11 protein-coding genes are annotated in these 19,347 nt (G+C 27.5%); 1 reads left to right on the top strand and 10 read right to left on the bottom strand.

Translation table 11 applies throughout. The annotated features are described in order from the left end of the window. Positions 1-25 precede the first annotated feature (25 nt). From MKD34_RS03045 to MKD34_RS03000, 10 genes are all read right to left on the bottom strand, one after another. Complete coding sequence (locus tag MKD34_RS03045; RefSeq protein ID WP_240219658.1) at positions 26-2,110, bottom strand: BamA/OMP85 family outer membrane protein; 2,085 nt, start codon at positions 2,108-2,110, stop codon at positions 26-28. 17 nt (positions 2,111-2,127) lie between these two features. Beyond that, positions 2,128-6,465, bottom strand: a complete 4,338-nt coding sequence (locus tag MKD34_RS03040) for a translocation/assembly module TamB domain-containing protein (RefSeq protein ID WP_240219657.1) — start codon at positions 6,463-6,465, stop codon at positions 2,128-2,130. 26 nt (positions 6,466-6,491) lie between these two features. After that, the gene (rsmG, locus tag MKD34_RS03035; protein WP_240219656.1) at positions 6,492-7,196 is read right to left on the bottom strand and encodes a 16S rRNA (guanine(527)-N(7))-methyltransferase RsmG; all 705 of its coding nucleotides are present in this window, start codon (positions 7,194-7,196) and stop codon (positions 6,492-6,494) included. After that, complete coding sequence (gene mnmG / locus MKD34_RS03030) at positions 7,197-9,086, bottom strand: tRNA uridine-5-carboxymethylaminomethyl(34) synthesis enzyme MnmG (RefSeq protein WP_240219655.1); 1,890 nt, start codon at positions 9,084-9,086, stop codon at positions 7,197-7,199. Positions 9,087-9,101: 15 nt separating this feature from the next. Then, positions 9,102-9,758 (bottom strand): potassium channel family protein, encoded by a 657-nt coding sequence (locus MKD34_RS03025; protein ID WP_240219654.1) that lies wholly within the window; start codon positions 9,756-9,758, stop codon positions 9,102-9,104. A gap of 16 nt (positions 9,759-9,774) precedes the next feature. Then, positions 9,775-11,121: a TrkH family potassium uptake protein gene (locus tag MKD34_RS03020; protein WP_274722689.1), complete on the bottom strand. Its 1,347-nt coding sequence runs from the start codon at positions 11,119-11,121 to the stop codon at positions 9,775-9,777. Positions 11,122-11,247: 126 nt separating this feature from the next. After that, a complete protein-coding gene (locus MKD34_RS03015) occupies positions 11,248-12,048 on the bottom strand; it encodes an ankyrin repeat domain-containing protein (protein ID WP_240219653.1) in 801 nt (266 codons plus the stop codon). Positions 12,049-12,067: 19 nt separating this feature from the next. Continuing rightward, entirely contained in the window at positions 12,068-13,873 is a 1,806-nt protein-coding gene (gene typA, locus MKD34_RS03010; protein WP_023051839.1) for a translational GTPase TypA, read from the bottom strand. Positions 13,874-13,891: 18 nt separating this feature from the next. Further along, positions 13,892-14,749: a tRNA pseudouridine(55) synthase TruB gene (gene truB, locus MKD34_RS03005; protein WP_240219652.1), complete on the bottom strand. Its 858-nt coding sequence runs from the start codon at positions 14,747-14,749 to the stop codon at positions 13,892-13,894. Positions 14,750-14,817: 68 nt separating this feature from the next. Next, a complete protein-coding gene (locus MKD34_RS03000) occupies positions 14,818-16,434 on the bottom strand; it encodes a putative glycoside hydrolase (protein ID WP_240219651.1) in 1,617 nt (538 codons plus the stop codon). Between the two features lie 135 nt (positions 16,435-16,569). Here MKD34_RS03000 and MKD34_RS02995 point away from each other — a divergent pair, with 135 nt between their 5' ends. Further along, positions 16,570-19,347 (top strand): M16 family metallopeptidase, encoded by a 2,778-nt coding sequence (locus MKD34_RS02995; RefSeq protein ID WP_240219650.1) that lies wholly within the window; start codon positions 16,570-16,572, stop codon positions 19,345-19,347.

Below are 19,347 nucleotides of genomic sequence, written 5' to 3'. Positions count from 1 at the left end.
TGTAAATCCTCCATATATATATTTATTAGAATGATTGTCCCATATTAAAGTAGAATTTCATTCCACTCTCTTCTGAATTTCCTACTGGCCATCCAAAGTCAAATCTTAAAGGTCCTACTGGTGTATTAACTCTTAATCCAACTCCCACTGTTGTTCCTATATCATCTGGGAATCTTGCATCTCTCTTTTCATTTAAGTATCCTGGGTCTTCACCTTGGTAATCCCAAGCTCTTCCTATATCAGAGAATAAAACAAATCCTAACACATCATTTATTTGAGTTCTATTCTCTATTGTTGCAGTTATTTTTTGTGTTCCTTGGTAGAATCCACCGTCATATCCTCTAAGAGTACTTCCTCCTCCTACCCAGAATCTTTGAGATTCTGGAGTAGTTGTAGTCATAACTCCTCCTACAGCTCTATATGCAAATGTATTATTTTTAAATAATCCTCTATGATACTTTCTTAACTCTAATGTTGTATTAGCAAAAGTTCCAGAATCTATAGTATCAGCATATCCTACCTCAACTTGATATTTTCCATACCAACCAGATGTTGGATTCCAGTAACTATTTCTTGTATCATATGTTATCGATGGATAAACACTAAACAATCCATAGCTTCTCTTATCTCCCCATTTATCAAGAAGATTTTCTCCATCATAATTAGTATAGTTTGCTAACTCCGATTTATCAGCCTTTTCTGTTATATATTCAGCTTTAGTTCCTAATCCTAATCTTAAGTTTTTAGTTAATCCTTTTCCTATATTTAACTTAGCACCATATGTATCTGTCTCGTTGAAAAGTACACTGTCACTATTTTCATATTCGTTTTTATATAAACTCCATCCCCAAGATATTCTATCCGTACCTTTTATCCAAGGGTCCGAGAAATTAATAGAGAAACTTGTATAGTTTTCATCTGATTTTTCAAAAGTAACTCCTAATTCTTGTCCTTTACCTTGCCAGTTCATATCCTTCACTGATAACATACCAAGTAGTCCTATCTCTGATCCATAAGATACCGCACCTTGTAAAGTTGCTGTTCTTTCCTCTTCTAGTAAAAGAACTAAATCAACACCTTGATTTTCTCCTGGAGCTGGTTTTGTTTCATATTTTACATTTTTAAAATATCCTGTTCTCATTAAGTTTGATACAGTTTCATTATAATCATTTATATTGAATACTTCGCCAGGTTGAATCTCTATTTCTCTTTCAACTACATAGTCTCTTGTTTTTAGCATAGTATCTGTAGCTTTTCTTCTTTGACCTTTTTGTTTAGTTACCATTTTTGTAAAATTAACTTTATCCACTGTACCTTCATTGATTACTATTGTTAAATCATTAGCTCCAGTTAAATCTATATCTTCTATTTCAGCTAAAACATAACCATCCTCATTATATTTTTTTAAGATCTTATCTCTAGCATCTCTAAGGTTATTTAGATTTAAAACTTTTCCTGGCTCTATATTGATTAAACTTTTCAACTCTTCTGTCGTGTATTTTGTATTCCCTGTAATTTGAATTCCATTTATAATTGGATTTTCAATAACAGAGTAAACAACTACTAATCCTTCAGGATACTGATAAACATCAGGGATAACCTCTCTATACATTCCTGTTTCTAAAAGTTCTCTCTGTCCTTTTATTATCTTATTTTTAGAAAAATATCCTCCAACTTTAATTGGTATTTTCTTTGCAACTTCATTTACTGGTACATTTACACTACCAATTATTTCTAAACTTGATACAACTAATGTCGTATCAACTCTTTCTCTTTCTGAAGCTGGTAAAATACCTTGTTTTTCTAAAAGTTCTCTCGTATCTTTCTTTTCTTTTACATCTACTACTAACTTTATTCCTCCATCATAAACTTGAGGGTAAATAGCTAACTCGTCTATATAATCACTTTTCTTTATGTTGTTATAGTCTTTCAATAATCCCTCTGTTGAGAATACTTGACCTTTCTTTAAACTCATCTTTTGTATTAAAACATCTTGAGGTATTTCGTTTAAATTTTTAAATTCTACCCCTTTTACTAAATATTCTCCTTCTGCTCCAAATGAAACTATAGAAGCTACTAGTGATATTATTCCGATTAGGTGCTTTTTCATCCCAAATTGCCCTCCAATTATTTTTTATTATAAAAAATATCTTTTATACTATTATATTTTCTTTCAAACTTAAAATCAACATAATAATTTAAATTTCCTTTTTTCTTTTCATCAATCATATTTGCATCATTTAATTTTGCTACTCCTACACCATAAGACCATCCTGATTTATATCTTCTCTCTATCTTAAAATCTAATTGATTTACAGAATTAGAAAACTCATTACTTTGACTCTCGCTATCAGCCCCTCCTATATCATACTTTGTTCCATCAATTATTCCTAGTTTTAAAATCCAGAAATATTTTTCTTTATATATAGGGTTTTCAGCTTCCAAATATGCTCCAAATCCAAAAACATTTGGATCTTGAGTTTTAGGATCATCAGAGTTAGCCAACACCTCTTGATTAAAGACATCTGATACTATTCTAAACTTAGATATATGAAAAACATTTTGAATAGTTCTTGATATAGGTCGTAATAATGTACTTGAAATTTGACTATCAATGATAGTTTTAAAAAGTAATGCTACTACGTTTTTATCGTTACCTTCTCCACTTCCATCGAAAAGATTTTTTAAACTACTACTCTCACTACCTTGATTTGTTACTATATTTAATCTTAAACTATTTAGTTCTCCTTGTAAAGAGATTTCTACATTTCCATTAGCTGTTAAGGATGATACATCAAATATTAAATTTGGATTAAAATCTGAAATTAGTCCATTTTTTTTATCTGCTAAAAGCAATGCTCTTGTTACTGTAAAATCTTCAGTTCCAAGTACAAAACTTCCTTTTTGTATTTCCAATTCTCCAACTACACCTATTTTTTCATTTTTTCCAACAATATTAAACCTACCTAATAAGACACCTTGAACATCTTGAGCAAACGTAGATATATCCGGTATATTTATATTTATACCATCTCTTATCATAACTCCTATATTAAATTCTGGAGTTTCATTTAATCCACTTTTTATTTCAAAATCTTTTCCTAATCTTTTGCTTTCACCTATTATAGCTCTAGTCTTATCTATTATAAAGTTTAAAATTGTTAAAATCAAGCCTTTATCTTCTTTCAATATCCCAGTTATTTCACCATTATTTATAATAACATTTCCTGATACTTTATTTTCTGAATATACTAAATTTGTTGAAAGATCTATTTTAAAGTAATCTTTCAATTGATAAATCATATTTTTTAAAGTTATATTAAATGCATAATCTAAATTTTTATAGAATTCATCATCTGCTTTAATATCCTCTATTGATGGCAATTTTAAATAACCTTTTCCTTTTATTTCTCCATCATTTAACTTTCCTTCTAAAGAATTAACTGTTAATCTTTCATTATCAATTTTTAAGACCATATTTAAATTTTTTAAACTTAGTAAAGCTTTTGGTAAATTCGCATTAAAATCAATTAAATCTATGTATCCACTATTTTCCTTTAAATTACTTGATAAGCGTACATCTATATTAGCTGTTCCTTTAATATCTTTTAAATTATCTTTTGATAAAATTGCATTTAAAAAACTTAAATCAATATTTTTTGAAAAGATATTAAAATTGTACTCTTGATTTGAAATTGTATATTCTCCTTTTCCTTTTATCATATTATTTTCATAATAAGCTAAAATTTCATTAATTTTTAAAATATTTTTATCACCTATTAATTCTAAAGAGATATTATCAAAATTAAATCCTTTAATCTCATATTCTCCATCAAATAAATTTAAAGTATACTTTGGATTATCTAAATAACCCTCAACTTTACTTTCTATCCCAATACTTCCACTCATATCTTTCACATCTATAATTCCTTGAAAATCTTTTAAATATAATGTTTGTTTTGGAATATCATAATCTATCTTTTTTTCAATTAAATCAACACTACCCTTTGAAAACAAAATTCTTTTACCTTCTAAACTTAAGATATCTAAGTTATCTATATACAAAATATTTTCTTTATCATTTTTTAAATATTTTAAATTTGATGTTAAATTTGGTAATATATCACCATTGAAGTATACTCTATCTATATTGACTCCTGCATCAGCTTCAATAACACCATTAGATATTTTTCCATTTACTCTAGATAAAATACGATATTTTAGTGCTTTAAAATTATAGTATTTTGAAAGATTTTCCTCTAAAATATTTAATATAAATTTTCCAGTTTTCTCTTTTAAATTATATTCTACAGTTGCTAAACTTTGATTTAATTTAAAATTATCTATTTTTACTGTGTCATCTTCGTAAACAATATTTCCATTCATTGATATTAAAGCTTTATTTGGCATTTCTAAATAAGCTGCTTTAACTTGTGCATCAGCTTGAAATTCTTCGAAAGTTCCTGTAATATTTCCATATACATTTTCTAAAAGTAAGATTATATCAGTTTTTTCAAATTCACTACTTTTTAAACCTGTTATGTGGTAACCTAAGTCTAGTGTTTTATCAAACACATTAACTTCTCCTTGAACTTTGAATAGTTTATTTCTTACATCAGATATCATCAGCTTTCCGTTATCAAACGTTGAATCAATTTTTATTCCCTGAACTTTAATTTTTTTATATTTGCCTTCTCTCAACTCTCCTTGAATATTAGCCTGTAATCCATTATCATTAACCACCGATATATTAGCGTAAGCATCTAGGAGAATATCTTTATTTTCTGCTTTTAAATCATTAATAACTCCTCGCAAAATAAATTTATCCTTTTCTCCAGCTATTTCACCTATAAAATCCAATTTTGTATCTAAATTTAGATTAGCAAACAAGCTTTTTTCTTGAAAATTTTTTGTGTGTATTTTAAATTTATATTTTAAATTTTCTCTATTTAAATCTCCAATAATTTGCAAAACCATTTGTCCATCTTTATTAACCATTGAAATCTCTTCAAAATTAATTATTTTATCCTTTTCTCGAGCTTTTAAAAAGAAGTCATAATTATTAAGTAAACTACTACCTGCTAAATCTAACAACTCTAATGTTTGAGTTTTTAAATTATAAGACATTACAAGCTTTTTATCTTGATATAAGTTTAATATTTCATCTTTCTTTTTATATTCGCCATTTAAATTAATAAAATTTGAAATAACATCAAACTTCAAATCCTCTCCATTTAAATCTAAGTTAACATTATATGTTAAATCTCTTTTATATTCTAATCCAGGAACTAATATATTTAGATTATTTCCTGATAAAGTTAATATTCCATCTTTAAAGAAAACTTTACCATTTAAATTACTAATATTGACTCCCGAAGAAATAAATGGATATCCATTATATAAAATTTCTGCTTTAAAACCTTGACTTTTTTCATAAGATAATTGAACATCAACATTTTTAAATTTTAAATTATCTAAAGGCAAGTTTAAATCTCCTAATAATTTATAATTTTTAGCAACAGAATAAGGTAAATCTTTAAATCTAAAATCAACTTTCACTCCTGACTTTTCTGAATAAAAAACATCAAAAGTTCCTGAATTATTTTCTAGGAGATATGTAAAATTAACATCAATTTTATCTTTTTTAAAATCGATTGTACCGTTTACATTTTCAACTTTACTACTTAATCCATTATAAGTAACTGTTCCATTTTTAAGTTCAGCTTTTCCTGTTAATCCACTTGTTGCGATAGTTAAATCCATATCAAATATTCCTGTGGCTCCACTTATATCTCTATCATCATAACCATACTGAATAAGCTCTGGTTTTACTGTAATATCTTTCAAAATTATATTCATATCTAGTGGTTCGTTTAGATTATTAAATCGATATTCATATTTTTCTTTTTCATGCTCACCTTTAAATTCTAAATCAATACCTGTTATTTTATCAAACGCAACATATCCATTAACATTATCTAACTCCTGTTTTATTTCTCTTGAATATGTTGTATCTCTAAATAAAAGCTCTCCACCTTTAACTGCTATTATATCTATTGGCACAGCTGTTCCTGCTTTTGATGCAGATTTCTCCTTATTTCCATTAGAAAAAGCATCTATAATATTTATATTCTCACCTTTTCGCTCTATATGTACCCAAGGTTTTTCAACATTAATCTCTTTTAATCTAAAATTTTTAAGTGATTCTTTTGAATATGTTATAATTACTTTAGGAGCTTTTACAATTATATCATCTCCCTTTGATAACACTACATCTGTTATATCAATTTCGCCAAATTTTGGAAATTTAATCTCTTGAGAAGATATTGTTGGCCCAACCGCTATTTTTAATATAATTTCTACAACTTTTGGTAAATTATACTTAATCAACAATGCTCCACTCAAAAAAATAAAAATGGGAAGACATATGATTATTAATTTTTTGTATTTTTCAAAAATTTTCATATCTCTTCCCTCCCTAATTAGTATATTTATAATGGTTTTTTTAAAGCCACTCCAGCTCTTCTTGGGTATTTTTTGTCTGTTGATTTTTCTTTTAAAATCTCAACAACAAGTCTTTCATCGCCATAATTTGGCAACTTATATCTATGTATTTTCACAATTTTTGCACCTAAAGTTTCTAGTGCATTAGTTGCTTCTCCTTCTTCCTCTGTTCCAGCCATTTTTTGAGCTAAAAAATAACCATCAACTTTTATAAAAGGTATCATATATTCTAAAATAACATTTAATTTATTAACTCCTCTACAAAGGCCTATGTCAAAGCTCTCTCTATTTTCTGCATTTATATAATCTTCTGCTCGAGAATTAACTATCGTTACATTCTCTAAATTCAATAGTTCTTTTACATTTTCTAAAAATGTTGTCTTTTTTCCCACAGAATCCATTAATACAAACTCTATATTTGGATTAAAAATAGCCAAAACCATTCCTGGAAATCCTGCTCCTGTTCCAATATCTATAGCTTTTTTACCTTTTTTTTCATCTAATAAATTCTGCAAAAGAAGTGAATCTAAAAAATGTTTTTCTATAGCATCTTTTGTATCTCTAATTGCTGTTAAATTAGTATGCTTATTATAAGCTACTAAATACTCTAAATATTTTATTAAATTTTCTATTTTTTCATCTGTATATTGTAATCCTATTTTTTTTATTCCTTCAACTAAATACTCTCTCATCTATTTATTTCCTTTCAACTTTAAATACATCAATAGAACTTGAATATCTGCTGGAGAAACTCCTGAAATTCTTGAAGCTTGTCCAATATTATATGGTCTTACTTGCTTTAGTTTATCTTTTGCTTCTTTTGGCATATTCTCTAAAGAATCATAATCCATGTCTTCTGGAAGTTTTTTAGTTTCTAATCCTTTATGCTTTTCTATCATCTTTAATGATTTTTGAATATATCCAGAATATTTAACTTGTACTTCAACTTGATACTCTGTATCTTCATCATAAGTTCCTAAATCAAATTTTTCTATTAGTTCTGATATATATTTAATATCAGAATAAGTAACTTCTGGTCTTCTTAATAACTCTAATAACGTTATCCCAGATTTTACTTCTGGCTCATTAGCTTTTATTAAAACTTCATTAACTCTTGGATTACTACTTCCTACATGCTGTTTTTCTAATTTTTCTATTATTTCAGCAACATCCTTTTCTTTCTTTTGAACTCTTGCGTATTCTTCTTCAGAAACTAAACCAATATCATATCCTATTTTAGATAATCTTAAATCTGCATTATCCTCTCTTAAAACTAATCTATATTCACTTCTTGCTGTAAACATTCTATATGGTTCATTTGTTCCTTTTGAAACTAAATCATCAATAAGTGTCCCTATATATGAATCTGCTCTATCTAAAATAATTGGCTCTCTTCCAAATACTTTTCTTGTAGCATTTATTCCTGCCATAAGTCCCTGAGATCCTGCTTCTTCATAACCTGATGTTCCATTTATTTGTCCAGCTAGAAATAGATTTTCTACTTTTTTAGTTTCTAAACTATATTTTATTTCTTCTGGAATAATATAATCATATTCAATTGCATAAGCATATCTCATTATTTTTGCATTTTCAAGTCCTTCTATTCCTTTCAACATCTTGTATTGAACGTCTGTTGGTAATGACGAAGAGAATCCACTAATGTAAACTTCATTAGTATCATATCCTTCTTTTTCTAAGAATAAATGATGTCTATCTTTATCTGGATATCTAAATACTTTATCCTCTATTGATGGACAATATCTTGGTCCTGTTCCTTGAATTGTTCCATTGAACAAAGGTGATCTATCTTTATTTGATATTATTGTGTCGTGAACTTCTTGGTTTGTAAATACCATATGACATGGGATTTGTTTTCTTGTTAAAACTTCTTCTGCAGTTGTTCTACTTGAAAATTTTAAAACTCCTTTATCTCCTGGTTGAATCTCTACTTTTGAGTAATCTATTGTTCTTGCATCTATTCTTGGAGGTGTTCCAGTCTTAAATCTTCCTAATTTTAATCCCAAAGTTTCTAATGAAACTGGTAATTCTTCTGAAGACAATTCTCCCATTCTTCCACCTTGGAACTGTTTCTCTCCAATATGAATTAAACCTCTCATAAATGTTCCAGTTGCTATTACTACGGCTTTTGCTTTATATTCTACACCCTCTTTTGTTTTTATTCCTACAACTTTGTTATTTTCAACAATAATTTCTGTTACCATTCCTTGAATAACGTCTAAATTTTCTGTATTTTCAAGAGTTTTCTTCATCTCTTTACTATAATTAACTTTATCTGCTTGTGCTCTTAAAGATCTTACTGCTGGACCTTTTTTTGTATTTAATACTCTAATTTGGATAAAAGTTTTATCTATATTTCTTCCCATTTCTCCACCTAAAGCATCAATCTCTTTTACTAAGTGAGACTTAGCTGGTCCTCCTAAAGATGGATTACAAGACATATATCCAATATTATCTAGTAATATTGTAAAGATAGCTGTTTTAGCTCCCATTCTCGCTGCTGCTAATGCGGCTTCACACCCTGCGTGTCCTGCACCTACAACTATAACATCAAAATTTTGCATTTTTACTCCTCTCTATTACTTTAAATTCTTTAGTTCTGCTGCTGTCTTGGCATCTGTTATAACAAGAAGAATATCTCCTTGCTCAATTATAGTATCTGCCGATAAATTTGGAATAAAATTTCTATTACCTTTTTTTATTCCAACAATATTTACATTATATCTTTTTCTTATATCTAATTCTATAAGTGTTTTATTCCAAAAAATTTCAGGTGATTTTATTTCTGCTAATAAAAAATCTTTTGAAAATCTAAAATGCTCTATCATATTAGGATCCATTGCAGCCATTGCGGCTCTTTTTCCCATATATTCTTCAGGATATACAACTTGATTTGCACCTATTTTTTCTAAAACTTTTCCATGTCTTCTAGATACTGCTTTTACAATTATCTTTTTTACGCCTAATTCTTTTAAGTTTAAAGTCACCATTATACTTGGTTCTATAGCTCCAATACATACAAAAGCAACATCAAATCCTTCTAATCCAATATTATTTAATTCTTTATCATCTGTTGCATCTGCAACAACTGCATTTTCAACTATTCCACTATTTACAGCTTCCTGAATTATATCTTCAGATTCATCTATTGCTAAAACTTCTTCATTTGCTTTATACAAAGTTTCTGCAACACTTGAACCAAATCTTCCCATACCTATAACTACATACTGTTTCATAATTTCCCTCCATTAATTAACCTACTAAAATATTCTCTTTTGGATATCTTAAGTTTTGTTTAACTTTTTTCTCTCCTAAGGCTAAAGCAAATGTCATAGGTCCTAATCTTCCTATAAACATTGTTATTATTATTAATATCTTTGACATTACACTTAAATCTGCCGTTATACCCATTGATAATCCAACAGTTGCAAAAGCAGATATCACTTCAAATGTAACTTTCTCAAAACTCATATCTTCTATTGTCATAACTGCCATTATTACTATAGAAACGTATATAATTGATATTATTAATATTGCTAAAGCTCTGTTTAATATATCCCAGCTTATTCTTCGATTAAAAACATTTATATTTTCTTTTCCTTGGACAACTCCTATAACATAAAAAATTATTACTCCTATTGTTGTTGTCTTTATTCCTCCACCAGTTGATCCTGGAGAAGCTCCAATAAACATTAAAATACAAAACATAAATATAGTTGCCGGTTTTAGTGCTCCCATAGGAACTGTATTAAACCCTGCAGTTCTTGTTGTTACACTTTGAAAAAAAGATGCTAAAACTTTATCAAACCAATTTAAACTTCCAATTGTTAAAGGGTTTTTGTATTCTAATAAAAAGAATAAAATCATTCCAACAAATGTTAAAAACATTGAAACTAATATAGCAACTTTTGATGTTAACGTAAATCTTTTTACATCTCTTCGAACTGCTACTAATACAGAATTTATTACTGAGAATCCTATTCCACCTAATATTATTAAATACGCTACCGTCATATTCATTAATACACTTCCTGGATAGTTTTCTAAATTATTTGAAAATAGTGCAAATCCTGCATTACAAAAAGCTGATATTGAATGAAATATTCCATAATATAGAGCCTTTGAAAAATCAAAAATTTTTAAAAATTCCAATGTTAAAAAAAATGCTCCTATTCCTTCTATTAAAAAAACAATTATTATTATTTTTTTTATAAAATCTACAACTTCTCCACTATTCTCAGCATTTCTTTCCTCTTTTATTAACTCTCTATCTTTATATCCAATTTTTTTCCCGATTAAAAGAAAAAATAAAGATGAAAAAGTCATTACTCCTAAACCACCCAATTGAATAAAAATAAGAAGTATTATTTGACCTTGAAAAGATAAGACCTTACTTATATCAATAACTGATAATCCTGTAACACATATTGCTGATGTTATTGTAAAAATTGCTGTTAAAAAACTTATCTTTTGACCATCTTGAAGAGAAAATGGCATGTATAGTAATATCGACCCTAAAATTATTGCTGTAAAAAATCCTAGTATTAACTTTCTAGAAAAAGATAATCTATCTATAGGGCTTAAAAGTTTTCTTATCATTTATTTCCTCCTATGAAAAAATGCTTTTGAAATTATACATTATTTTTGTCATTTTTTCAAGTTCACTAAATAGTTAACAAGGATAGAACTAATAAATTCTATCCTTGTCTTAACTTTTATAATTTTCTATTTATATGAGGTATAGTTAGGATTTACTCCTTTTTTCAATAAAATAGGAATCAAATCATCATAACCTAATTTTTTAACTTTTAAATATACTTCTCCTAATATATTTTCCCCATATACATTTTTTTCTTTAAGATTATATTCACCATTTAATAATTCTTTTATAATTTCTTTTGAATTAGCATAATATATTGGATAATTTCCTTTTTTATCTTTCAATAAATATTGTCCACTATCTTTTTTTAATAGTGCTTTTAAGATATCCTCATTTTCAATATTAACAGCCCAAAATATTGTATACCACCCACTAGAGTCAAGAGTCCTAAGTTCAGCTCCATTTTCTATTAAGGCTATAGCTAAATCTTGTGGTCTTGTTTTTATATAAAAATTCAAAAGAAGTTCACCATCACTTGTAAATACATTTACTTCAGCTTTATCATTTAAAAGCATTTGTAAAGCTTCCATACTATTTACATAAAAAATTGGGGGTCTTGCTGAAATTATTAAATCAGTTCCTATATTCTTTTTTGCAGGCAAATCATTAGTTATATTTGCTCCATTTGATAGTAAACTAGCTATAACTTGTAAAGAGTCCTCTTTTAAGGCTAAGCTTAAAAGAGTATCTCCATTTTTTAATTGTTGATCTATGTTAAAACCATTTTTTATTGCTCTATTTAAAATATACACATTATCTACAACTACTGCTGCTATAATTTCTTCTTCCGTATACTTTTTTGTACTTAAACCACTACAACCTCCAAAGATTGATAATAGTAAAATTACAAACAATAATTTTTTCATAGATATACCTCTTTAATTATTATTTAGAGTTTTTTCTTCTGTCGCCCTCTTTTAAGAATTTCTTTCTTATTCTGATATTAGTTGGAGTAATTTCTACTAACTCATCATCCGCTATATAATCTAAAGCTTGCTCTAAAGTATATCTTCTAGGTGTAGCTAGCTTTATTGCATCATCACTTCCTGATGCTCTCATGTTAGTTAATTTTTTAGCCTTACATACGTTTACAACTAAATCGTTATCTCTGTTATGTTCTCCTACAATCATTCCTTCATAAACAGCTACTCCTGGATCAGTAAATAATACTCCTCTATCTTGTAATCCACCTAAAGCATAAGCTACAGTTGTTCCTTGCTCTAAAGAGATTAAAACTCCTTTAGCTCTTGTTGGAATTGGACCTTTATATAATTCGAAATCATAGAATGAATGGTTTAAGATTCCTGTTCCTTTTGTATCTGTTAAGAACTCATTTCTAAATCCAATTAATCCTCTTGCAGGTACTTTAAACTCTAATCTTGTATATCCATCAGTTCCAGGAGTCATTGTTATCATTTCTCCCTTTCTGATACCCATTTTTTCAATTACAACACCTACGAACGCATCATCAACGTCAACCATTGCTAATTCGATTGGCTCATATTTTTCTCCATCAATATCTTTTAATAAAACTCTTGGTTTAGAAACTTGAATTTCAAATCCTTCTCTTCTCATATTCTCTAAAAGTATTGAAAGTTGAAGTTCTCCTCTTCCTTTTACTACGAAAGCATCTGGACTTTCTGTCGCTTCTACTCTCATACTAACGTTTGTTTGAAGCTCTTTTTGAAGTCTATCCCAAATATTTCTAGATGTTACAAACTTACCTTCTTTTCCAGCGAATGGAGAGTCATTTACCATAAATGTCATTGCTAAAGTTGGCTCATCTATATCAATTACTGGTAAAGCAATTGGCTCATTAAAATCAGCAATTGTCTCCCCAATGTCGATATTATCTAACCCTGCAACTGAGATTATATCTCCAGAGAAAGCTTCTTGAATTTCAACTCTTTTTAGACCTTCATATCCATAAAGAACTGAAACCTTTCCTCTGATTTGCTTTCCATCTCTTTTTATTAATATAACATCTTGATTTCTTTTTAATGTACCATTATAAAGTCTTCCAACAGCTAATTTTCCAACATAGTTATCGTACTCAATGTTTGTTATTAAAAATTGCGTAGGTTTGTTATTATCTCCCTCTGCATCTTCAACATGCTCTATTATTGTTTCAAATAAAGGTTGCATATTGTCACTATTATCATTTAACTCTTTTTTAGCAAAACCAGCTTTTCCTGAAGCATATACAACAGGGAACTCTAATTGTAATTCGTTAGCATTTAATTCGATGAATAAATCATAAACCATGTATAAAACCTCTTCAGGTCTTGCATTTGGTCTATCTACTTTATTTACTACAACTATTGGTCTATGTCCTTGCTCTAAAGCTTTTTTTAATACGTATTTTGTTTGTGGCATTGGTCCTTCAAACGCATCTACTAGTAAAACAACACAGTCAACCATTTTCATAATTCTTTGAACTTCTCCACCGAAGTCCGCGTGTCCTGGAGTATCTATAATATTAATTTTACAATCTCCATATCTTACTGAAGCATTTTTAGAGAATATCGTTATTCCTCTTTCTTTTTCAATATCATTAGAGTCCATTACTCTCTCAGCAACTTTTTCAAGTTCGTGAGCTCCGAAAACTCCAGATTGTCTTAATAAACAGTCAACCAAAGTTGTTTTTCCATGGTCAACGTGTGCAATAATTGCAATGTTTTTAATCTTCATATTTCTTCCTCTCTATAATTAATAATATTTGTAACCTTTTAATAATCCTTTTGTAACCTCACCTAAGCCTATAAAATTATTCTTAGAATAAACTCTGTATTTTCCTTCATTTATTCTTTTTTTACATCTTTGGCCATTAACAAAAAGTTTTAAATCATTTTCATCTTCAATATCTACTTTAGGAAATTTAAAATAATCCTCTATTGAAACTAAGAAAGAAAAATCATTCTCTGATACCATTTTTTCAATAGTTTCTAACGTGAATGCTCTTACTAAATCCTCTTCTCCAACCCTAGTTCTTCTTAAACCAGTCATTGTTGCAAAAGTTCCTAATTTCTCACCTAAATCATAAATTAGACTTCTAATATATGTCCCTTTTGAAACTGTACAATCAATTTTAGCCTTTACTCCATCAAAAGATATAGTCTCTAGATTTTTTATACTAACATCTCTAGCCTTTCTCTCAATCTCTACACCTTCTCTTGCTAACTCATAAAGCTTCTTTCCATCCACTTTTATAGCAGAATACATTGGTGGTATTTGCTTTATATCTCCTTTAAATGTTTGTAATGTTTCTTCAAAATTTTCATAAGAAATATTAAATTCTTCTACTTTAGCTAAAACTTTTCCCTCTATATCATAGGTATCTGTTTTAAAACCAAGTTCTAAATCTGCAACATATTCTTTTTCATATCCTTCTATATCCTGTGCTAATTTTGTAGCTTTCCCTACACAAATAACTAGAATTCCAGTTGCTAAAGGATCCAAAGTTCCTGTATGTCCTATTCTTCTTTCTTTTAAATTTCTTCTTAAAACCCTTATAACATCAAAGGAAGTTATACCGATAGGTTTATCTACAACTATTATTCCTTCCAATCTTTTCTCCTTTAAATTAGTTCAAATGACATTATATCATACACTATACTTTTTTTAAACATTTATTTTTATTTACCTGTAATCTTATAGTTATTGCTCGGACTCCATAATAAATACTCTGTTACTCCTAAGTCATTCATCGCTTTAATTTGCTCTCTTATTTCTTTCTCATTATAAGGAATATATCCTTTTACCCATTTTGCAGTAAAAGCTTGAATCCATGGTCTTATTACTGCTGGTGAATTTACATTTTCATTTCTATTTATAGAATCTTTTAATGAGTAATATATCGTTTTATATGGCTGTGCATCTGGAACTGCTATTCCATAAGCTCCATTTCCATAATGACTTGGATACATCATTGGTGAAATATAGTCTACAACTTGAGTTACAGCTTCCCAGTGTTGTCCTAATCCCATATCATCACTAAATGTTCCTACTTGTCCATAAACATCCGCACTTGTATAAACACCTAATGGATTTAATCTTTCTTTTGCGTACTTTAAATACTTTTGAATAGTTTCTGGTTTTGATTCATTTTTAGTATTTCTATAATTTAATTTTGCATCTAATTTTCCACCATTTGAAGCTGGAAATCTCACATAATCAAATTGAATTTCATTAAATCCTGCTTTTGCTGCTTCTTCTGCAACTGATAAATTATAATCCCAAAGATTTCTATCGTGGGCTGATACCCAAATTATTCCATCGCTATTTGTATATGGTTTTCCTGTATCTCTTGAGATAATAACTTTATCCGGATTTGCTTTTGCATACGTTGGATCTTTAAATGAAACAATTCTTGCTATAGTATATATATTATTTTCTTTCATTTTTTTCATAAATTCTTTTATATTTTTTATTGGATAATTTTTCGTAACTGGTATCCCAAATTTTTTAGGAGCTTCCATTTCAAAAGATAATACTCCATTATCATCTTTTATATCTATTACAAAAGCGTTTATTTCTGTTGTATTTGCAAGATTTATAAGTCTCTCCATTTTTTTAGTACTTCCAATTGTATAAATATTTAAATACACTCCCTTTACATCCACTCTTGGATTATTACTAAAATTATTAGTTGGATAATCTGTTGCAAAATCTAAATTTTTCCATTCTTTTGGCAAAACTTCATTTAAACTATTTGCTAAATCTACTTTACTTATCCAACCATTCTTGATTTTTAAATCTTTTTTATATTGAATCTTTAATAATGATTTTTTCTTATCATTTACAGTTATTTCTTTTTCATCTATAATATCAACTCTTGTACCTTTTCTCAAAGTGTCTATTTTTTCTTTTTGCATTTCATCTTTATAAACAAACAGTGTTTGATTTTTAATATATCTTGAGTTATTTACTGTATTTTTTTCAATATTCTTTTGTTCGTTTTGCTCATTTATTAATGCTTCTTCTTTTATTTCAGGCATTTTTTGTTCAGCTATACTTTTTAACTCTACCTCTTTTTTATCCTCTTCTATAATAGAATCTTTTTTTTTTAATTCTGTGTCTGTATTCACTTTATTTAAAGATAAAACATCCACTTTTATTTCATCACTTACCATTTCTACTTTTTTAGGTTCATCATTAAAAACAAATCTTTTAACCCCACAAGAAATTGTAAAAATAAAAATTGTTACTAGTATTAAAAATCTAAAGAATTTCTTTTTGTCCTTTACTCTCACGTTATCCTCCATTTATTATTTATTCGTCATATTTTAACAATTTTATCTAAAAAAATCTACTAAATAATCCTTTTAATAAAACTTATAAAATGTTACTATCTAAATATCTTTAACTTATACGAGGAGGTTTTATCAATGAAAAAAAGAATATTTCCATTTACTATAATATTTTTAATTTTACAACTTTTTATTTTTGCGAGTAACCAACCAAATCTACAAGTATCTAACAATCTAATTTCCGGAAAACTTGAAAACGGTTTGCATTACTATATATTTAAAAATAAAAAACCTGAAAATAGGGCATCTTTAAATCTCGTTGTAAAAGCTGGCTCTCTTTACGAAGAAGAAGATCAACAAGGATTAGCACATTTTTTAGAACATATGGCTTTCAATGGTACTACAGAATATAAAAAAAATGAGCTTGTTACATATCTTCAATCTTTAGGTTTGAGTTTTGGTGGAGATTTAAATGCATATACCAGTTTTTCTGAAACGGTTTATAAACTTCAAGTTCCCACTTCTAAGTCAGATTTAGAAACTGGTTTTAATGTTCTTAAAGAATGGGCATCAGAGGTAACTCTCGATCCAAAAGATGTTGAAAGTGAAAAAAACATAATTATTGAAGAGTGGCGACTAAGACAGGGAATTTCTCAAAGAGTTGGAGATTTACAAAAGAAAATCTTATATGGTGATTCTTGGTATTCTAAGAGATTTCCTATAGGTTTTCCTGAAACTATAAAGAATGCAACTTCTAAAAAACTTAGAAACTATTATGAAAAATGGTATCAACCAGAAAATATGGCTGTTATTGCTGTTGGAGATTTTAATCCTGAAGATATCAAACACCTTATTACTAATAATTTTGCATCATTAAAAAACAAAACAAATATTGTTAGTACAGACTATGAAATAGCTTTACCCCTTGAGGATTCAGTTACTATTTTTACTGATCCTGAACTTACTACAACTAATTTTAATTTAATGTGGAAAGAACCTATATCTACTATCAACACTATAGCCTCATTTAAGAACAACTTAGAAAAAATCTTACTTAATTCTATTTTAAATACTAGATTTTCTATTTTATCTAAAGATAAAGATTCACCTTTTGTATATTCCTCTATTTATAATTTTCCTCTTAATAAAAACACTGGAATTTATGCAATTTCAGCACTTATAAAGGACGAAAATATAAATAAATCTATAACAGATATAATTGATAATTTAAAAAGTATTTCATTAAATGGAGTTTCGTCTCAAGAATTAGAAAATGAAAAAATAAATCTTTTAAACAACCTAAAGACTATTGTTAACAATAAAGAAAGTATTAAAAATGATATCTACATGGATTCTATCATTGATTATATTTTAAATAATAATATTTTTATGGAACCTGATGCGGAATATGAATTAACTGAAAATATTTTAAAAAGTATAACTATTGATGATTTAAAAAATATTGCCAGTAATCTTACTTCTTTAAATTACGACGTTTTAATAACTTCTAGAGAAAATATGAAAGATAAGCTACCTAAAACAAATGAAATTAAATCTTTAATTGATTTACTTTTAACAAAAAATACAACCTCTATTGAAGAAAAATCTTTTAAAACTGAATTACCAGAATTAAGTTTAATACCCGGTACTTCTAAAATTATTACAAAAGAAAAAGATTATACAAAACTACTTCTTTCAAATGGAATAGAAGTTCTTTATAAAGAAACTAACTTTGATAAAGATAAGATAACTTTTAAATTAACTAAATTACAAGGTAGCTCTAGTTTAGAATACCCTGAATACATTAATTCACTTTTCCTTCCAGAAATTCTTTCCAATTCTGGAGTAGGAGATATTAACTATAGCTCTCTAGAGTTATATTTCAAAGGAAAAAATTTTAGTATTGAACCATTTATTGATGATTATACACAAGGGTTTACAATATCTACAAATAGAGAGAATCTTTCTGAAGCATTAAAGTTTTTTAGAACACTTATCTCTAATCCAAAATTTGATGAAAATATTATTGAATCAAATTTAAAAACAAATAGAGAGTTAATAAAAAATAGAGACTTTTCTCCTAAAGCTTTATTAAAAAAAACATATCTAGAAACTTTAAATAACAATCATCCAAGAAAAATTCCTTTAGAAATAGATGATATTTCTTATGTTAACAAAGAATCTCTTTTAAATACATTTGAACATTTATTTAGTAATTTTAAAAATTATAAACTAGTTGTTACAGGTTCTATTGATGAGCAAGCTTTAATTAAAAATTTAGATTATTACTTTGCTAATCTTCCTATAAATGCTAATCAATTAGAATATAAAGACTTAAATGTAGTTTATCCTACTGAGTCTGTTAAAAAAACTATTATTAAAGGAATTGATAAAAAAGCTACAGTTATTTTAACTTTTCCTTATCAAAGTAATTTTTCATTAGAAAATAGAGTTTTATATGGAGCTTTTTCTAATTTATTAAATATACTCCTAATCGAAGATGTTAGAGAAAAAATTGGTGGTGTTTATTCTATTTCTTCATATTCTAACCTTGAAAAATTAAATTTCGGTGAAAATTATCTTCAAATTATGTTTAGTACAGATACTAAAAGAGTTGATGAAGTTATATCTAAAGTCAAAAATACTATTGAAAATATTCAAAAAGGAACTTTTCCAGAAAATAAAATTTTAGATATTCAAAAAAACTATAAACTAAATTTTGAGACTGCATTAAATACCAATAATTTTTGGAATAATTACCTAGAGAAAAAAAATTTAATATCTGACTATGAATTTTATACTCCTATGAGGTATAATAAGACAGTAAACTATAACTCTATTATAAATTTTTCTAATAGAGCACTTAATATAAAAAACTGTGTAGAAGTTATTCTTTTGCCAGAAAAGGAGGAATAA

It is taken from the genome of Cetobacterium somerae, assembly GCF_022430525.1.
Classification (GTDB): Bacteria; Fusobacteriota; Fusobacteriia; order Fusobacteriales; family Fusobacteriaceae; genus Cetobacterium_A.
The sequence above is the reverse complement of the archived record's forward strand: the minus strand, read 5'-3'. Positions and strand labels throughout refer to the sequence as shown.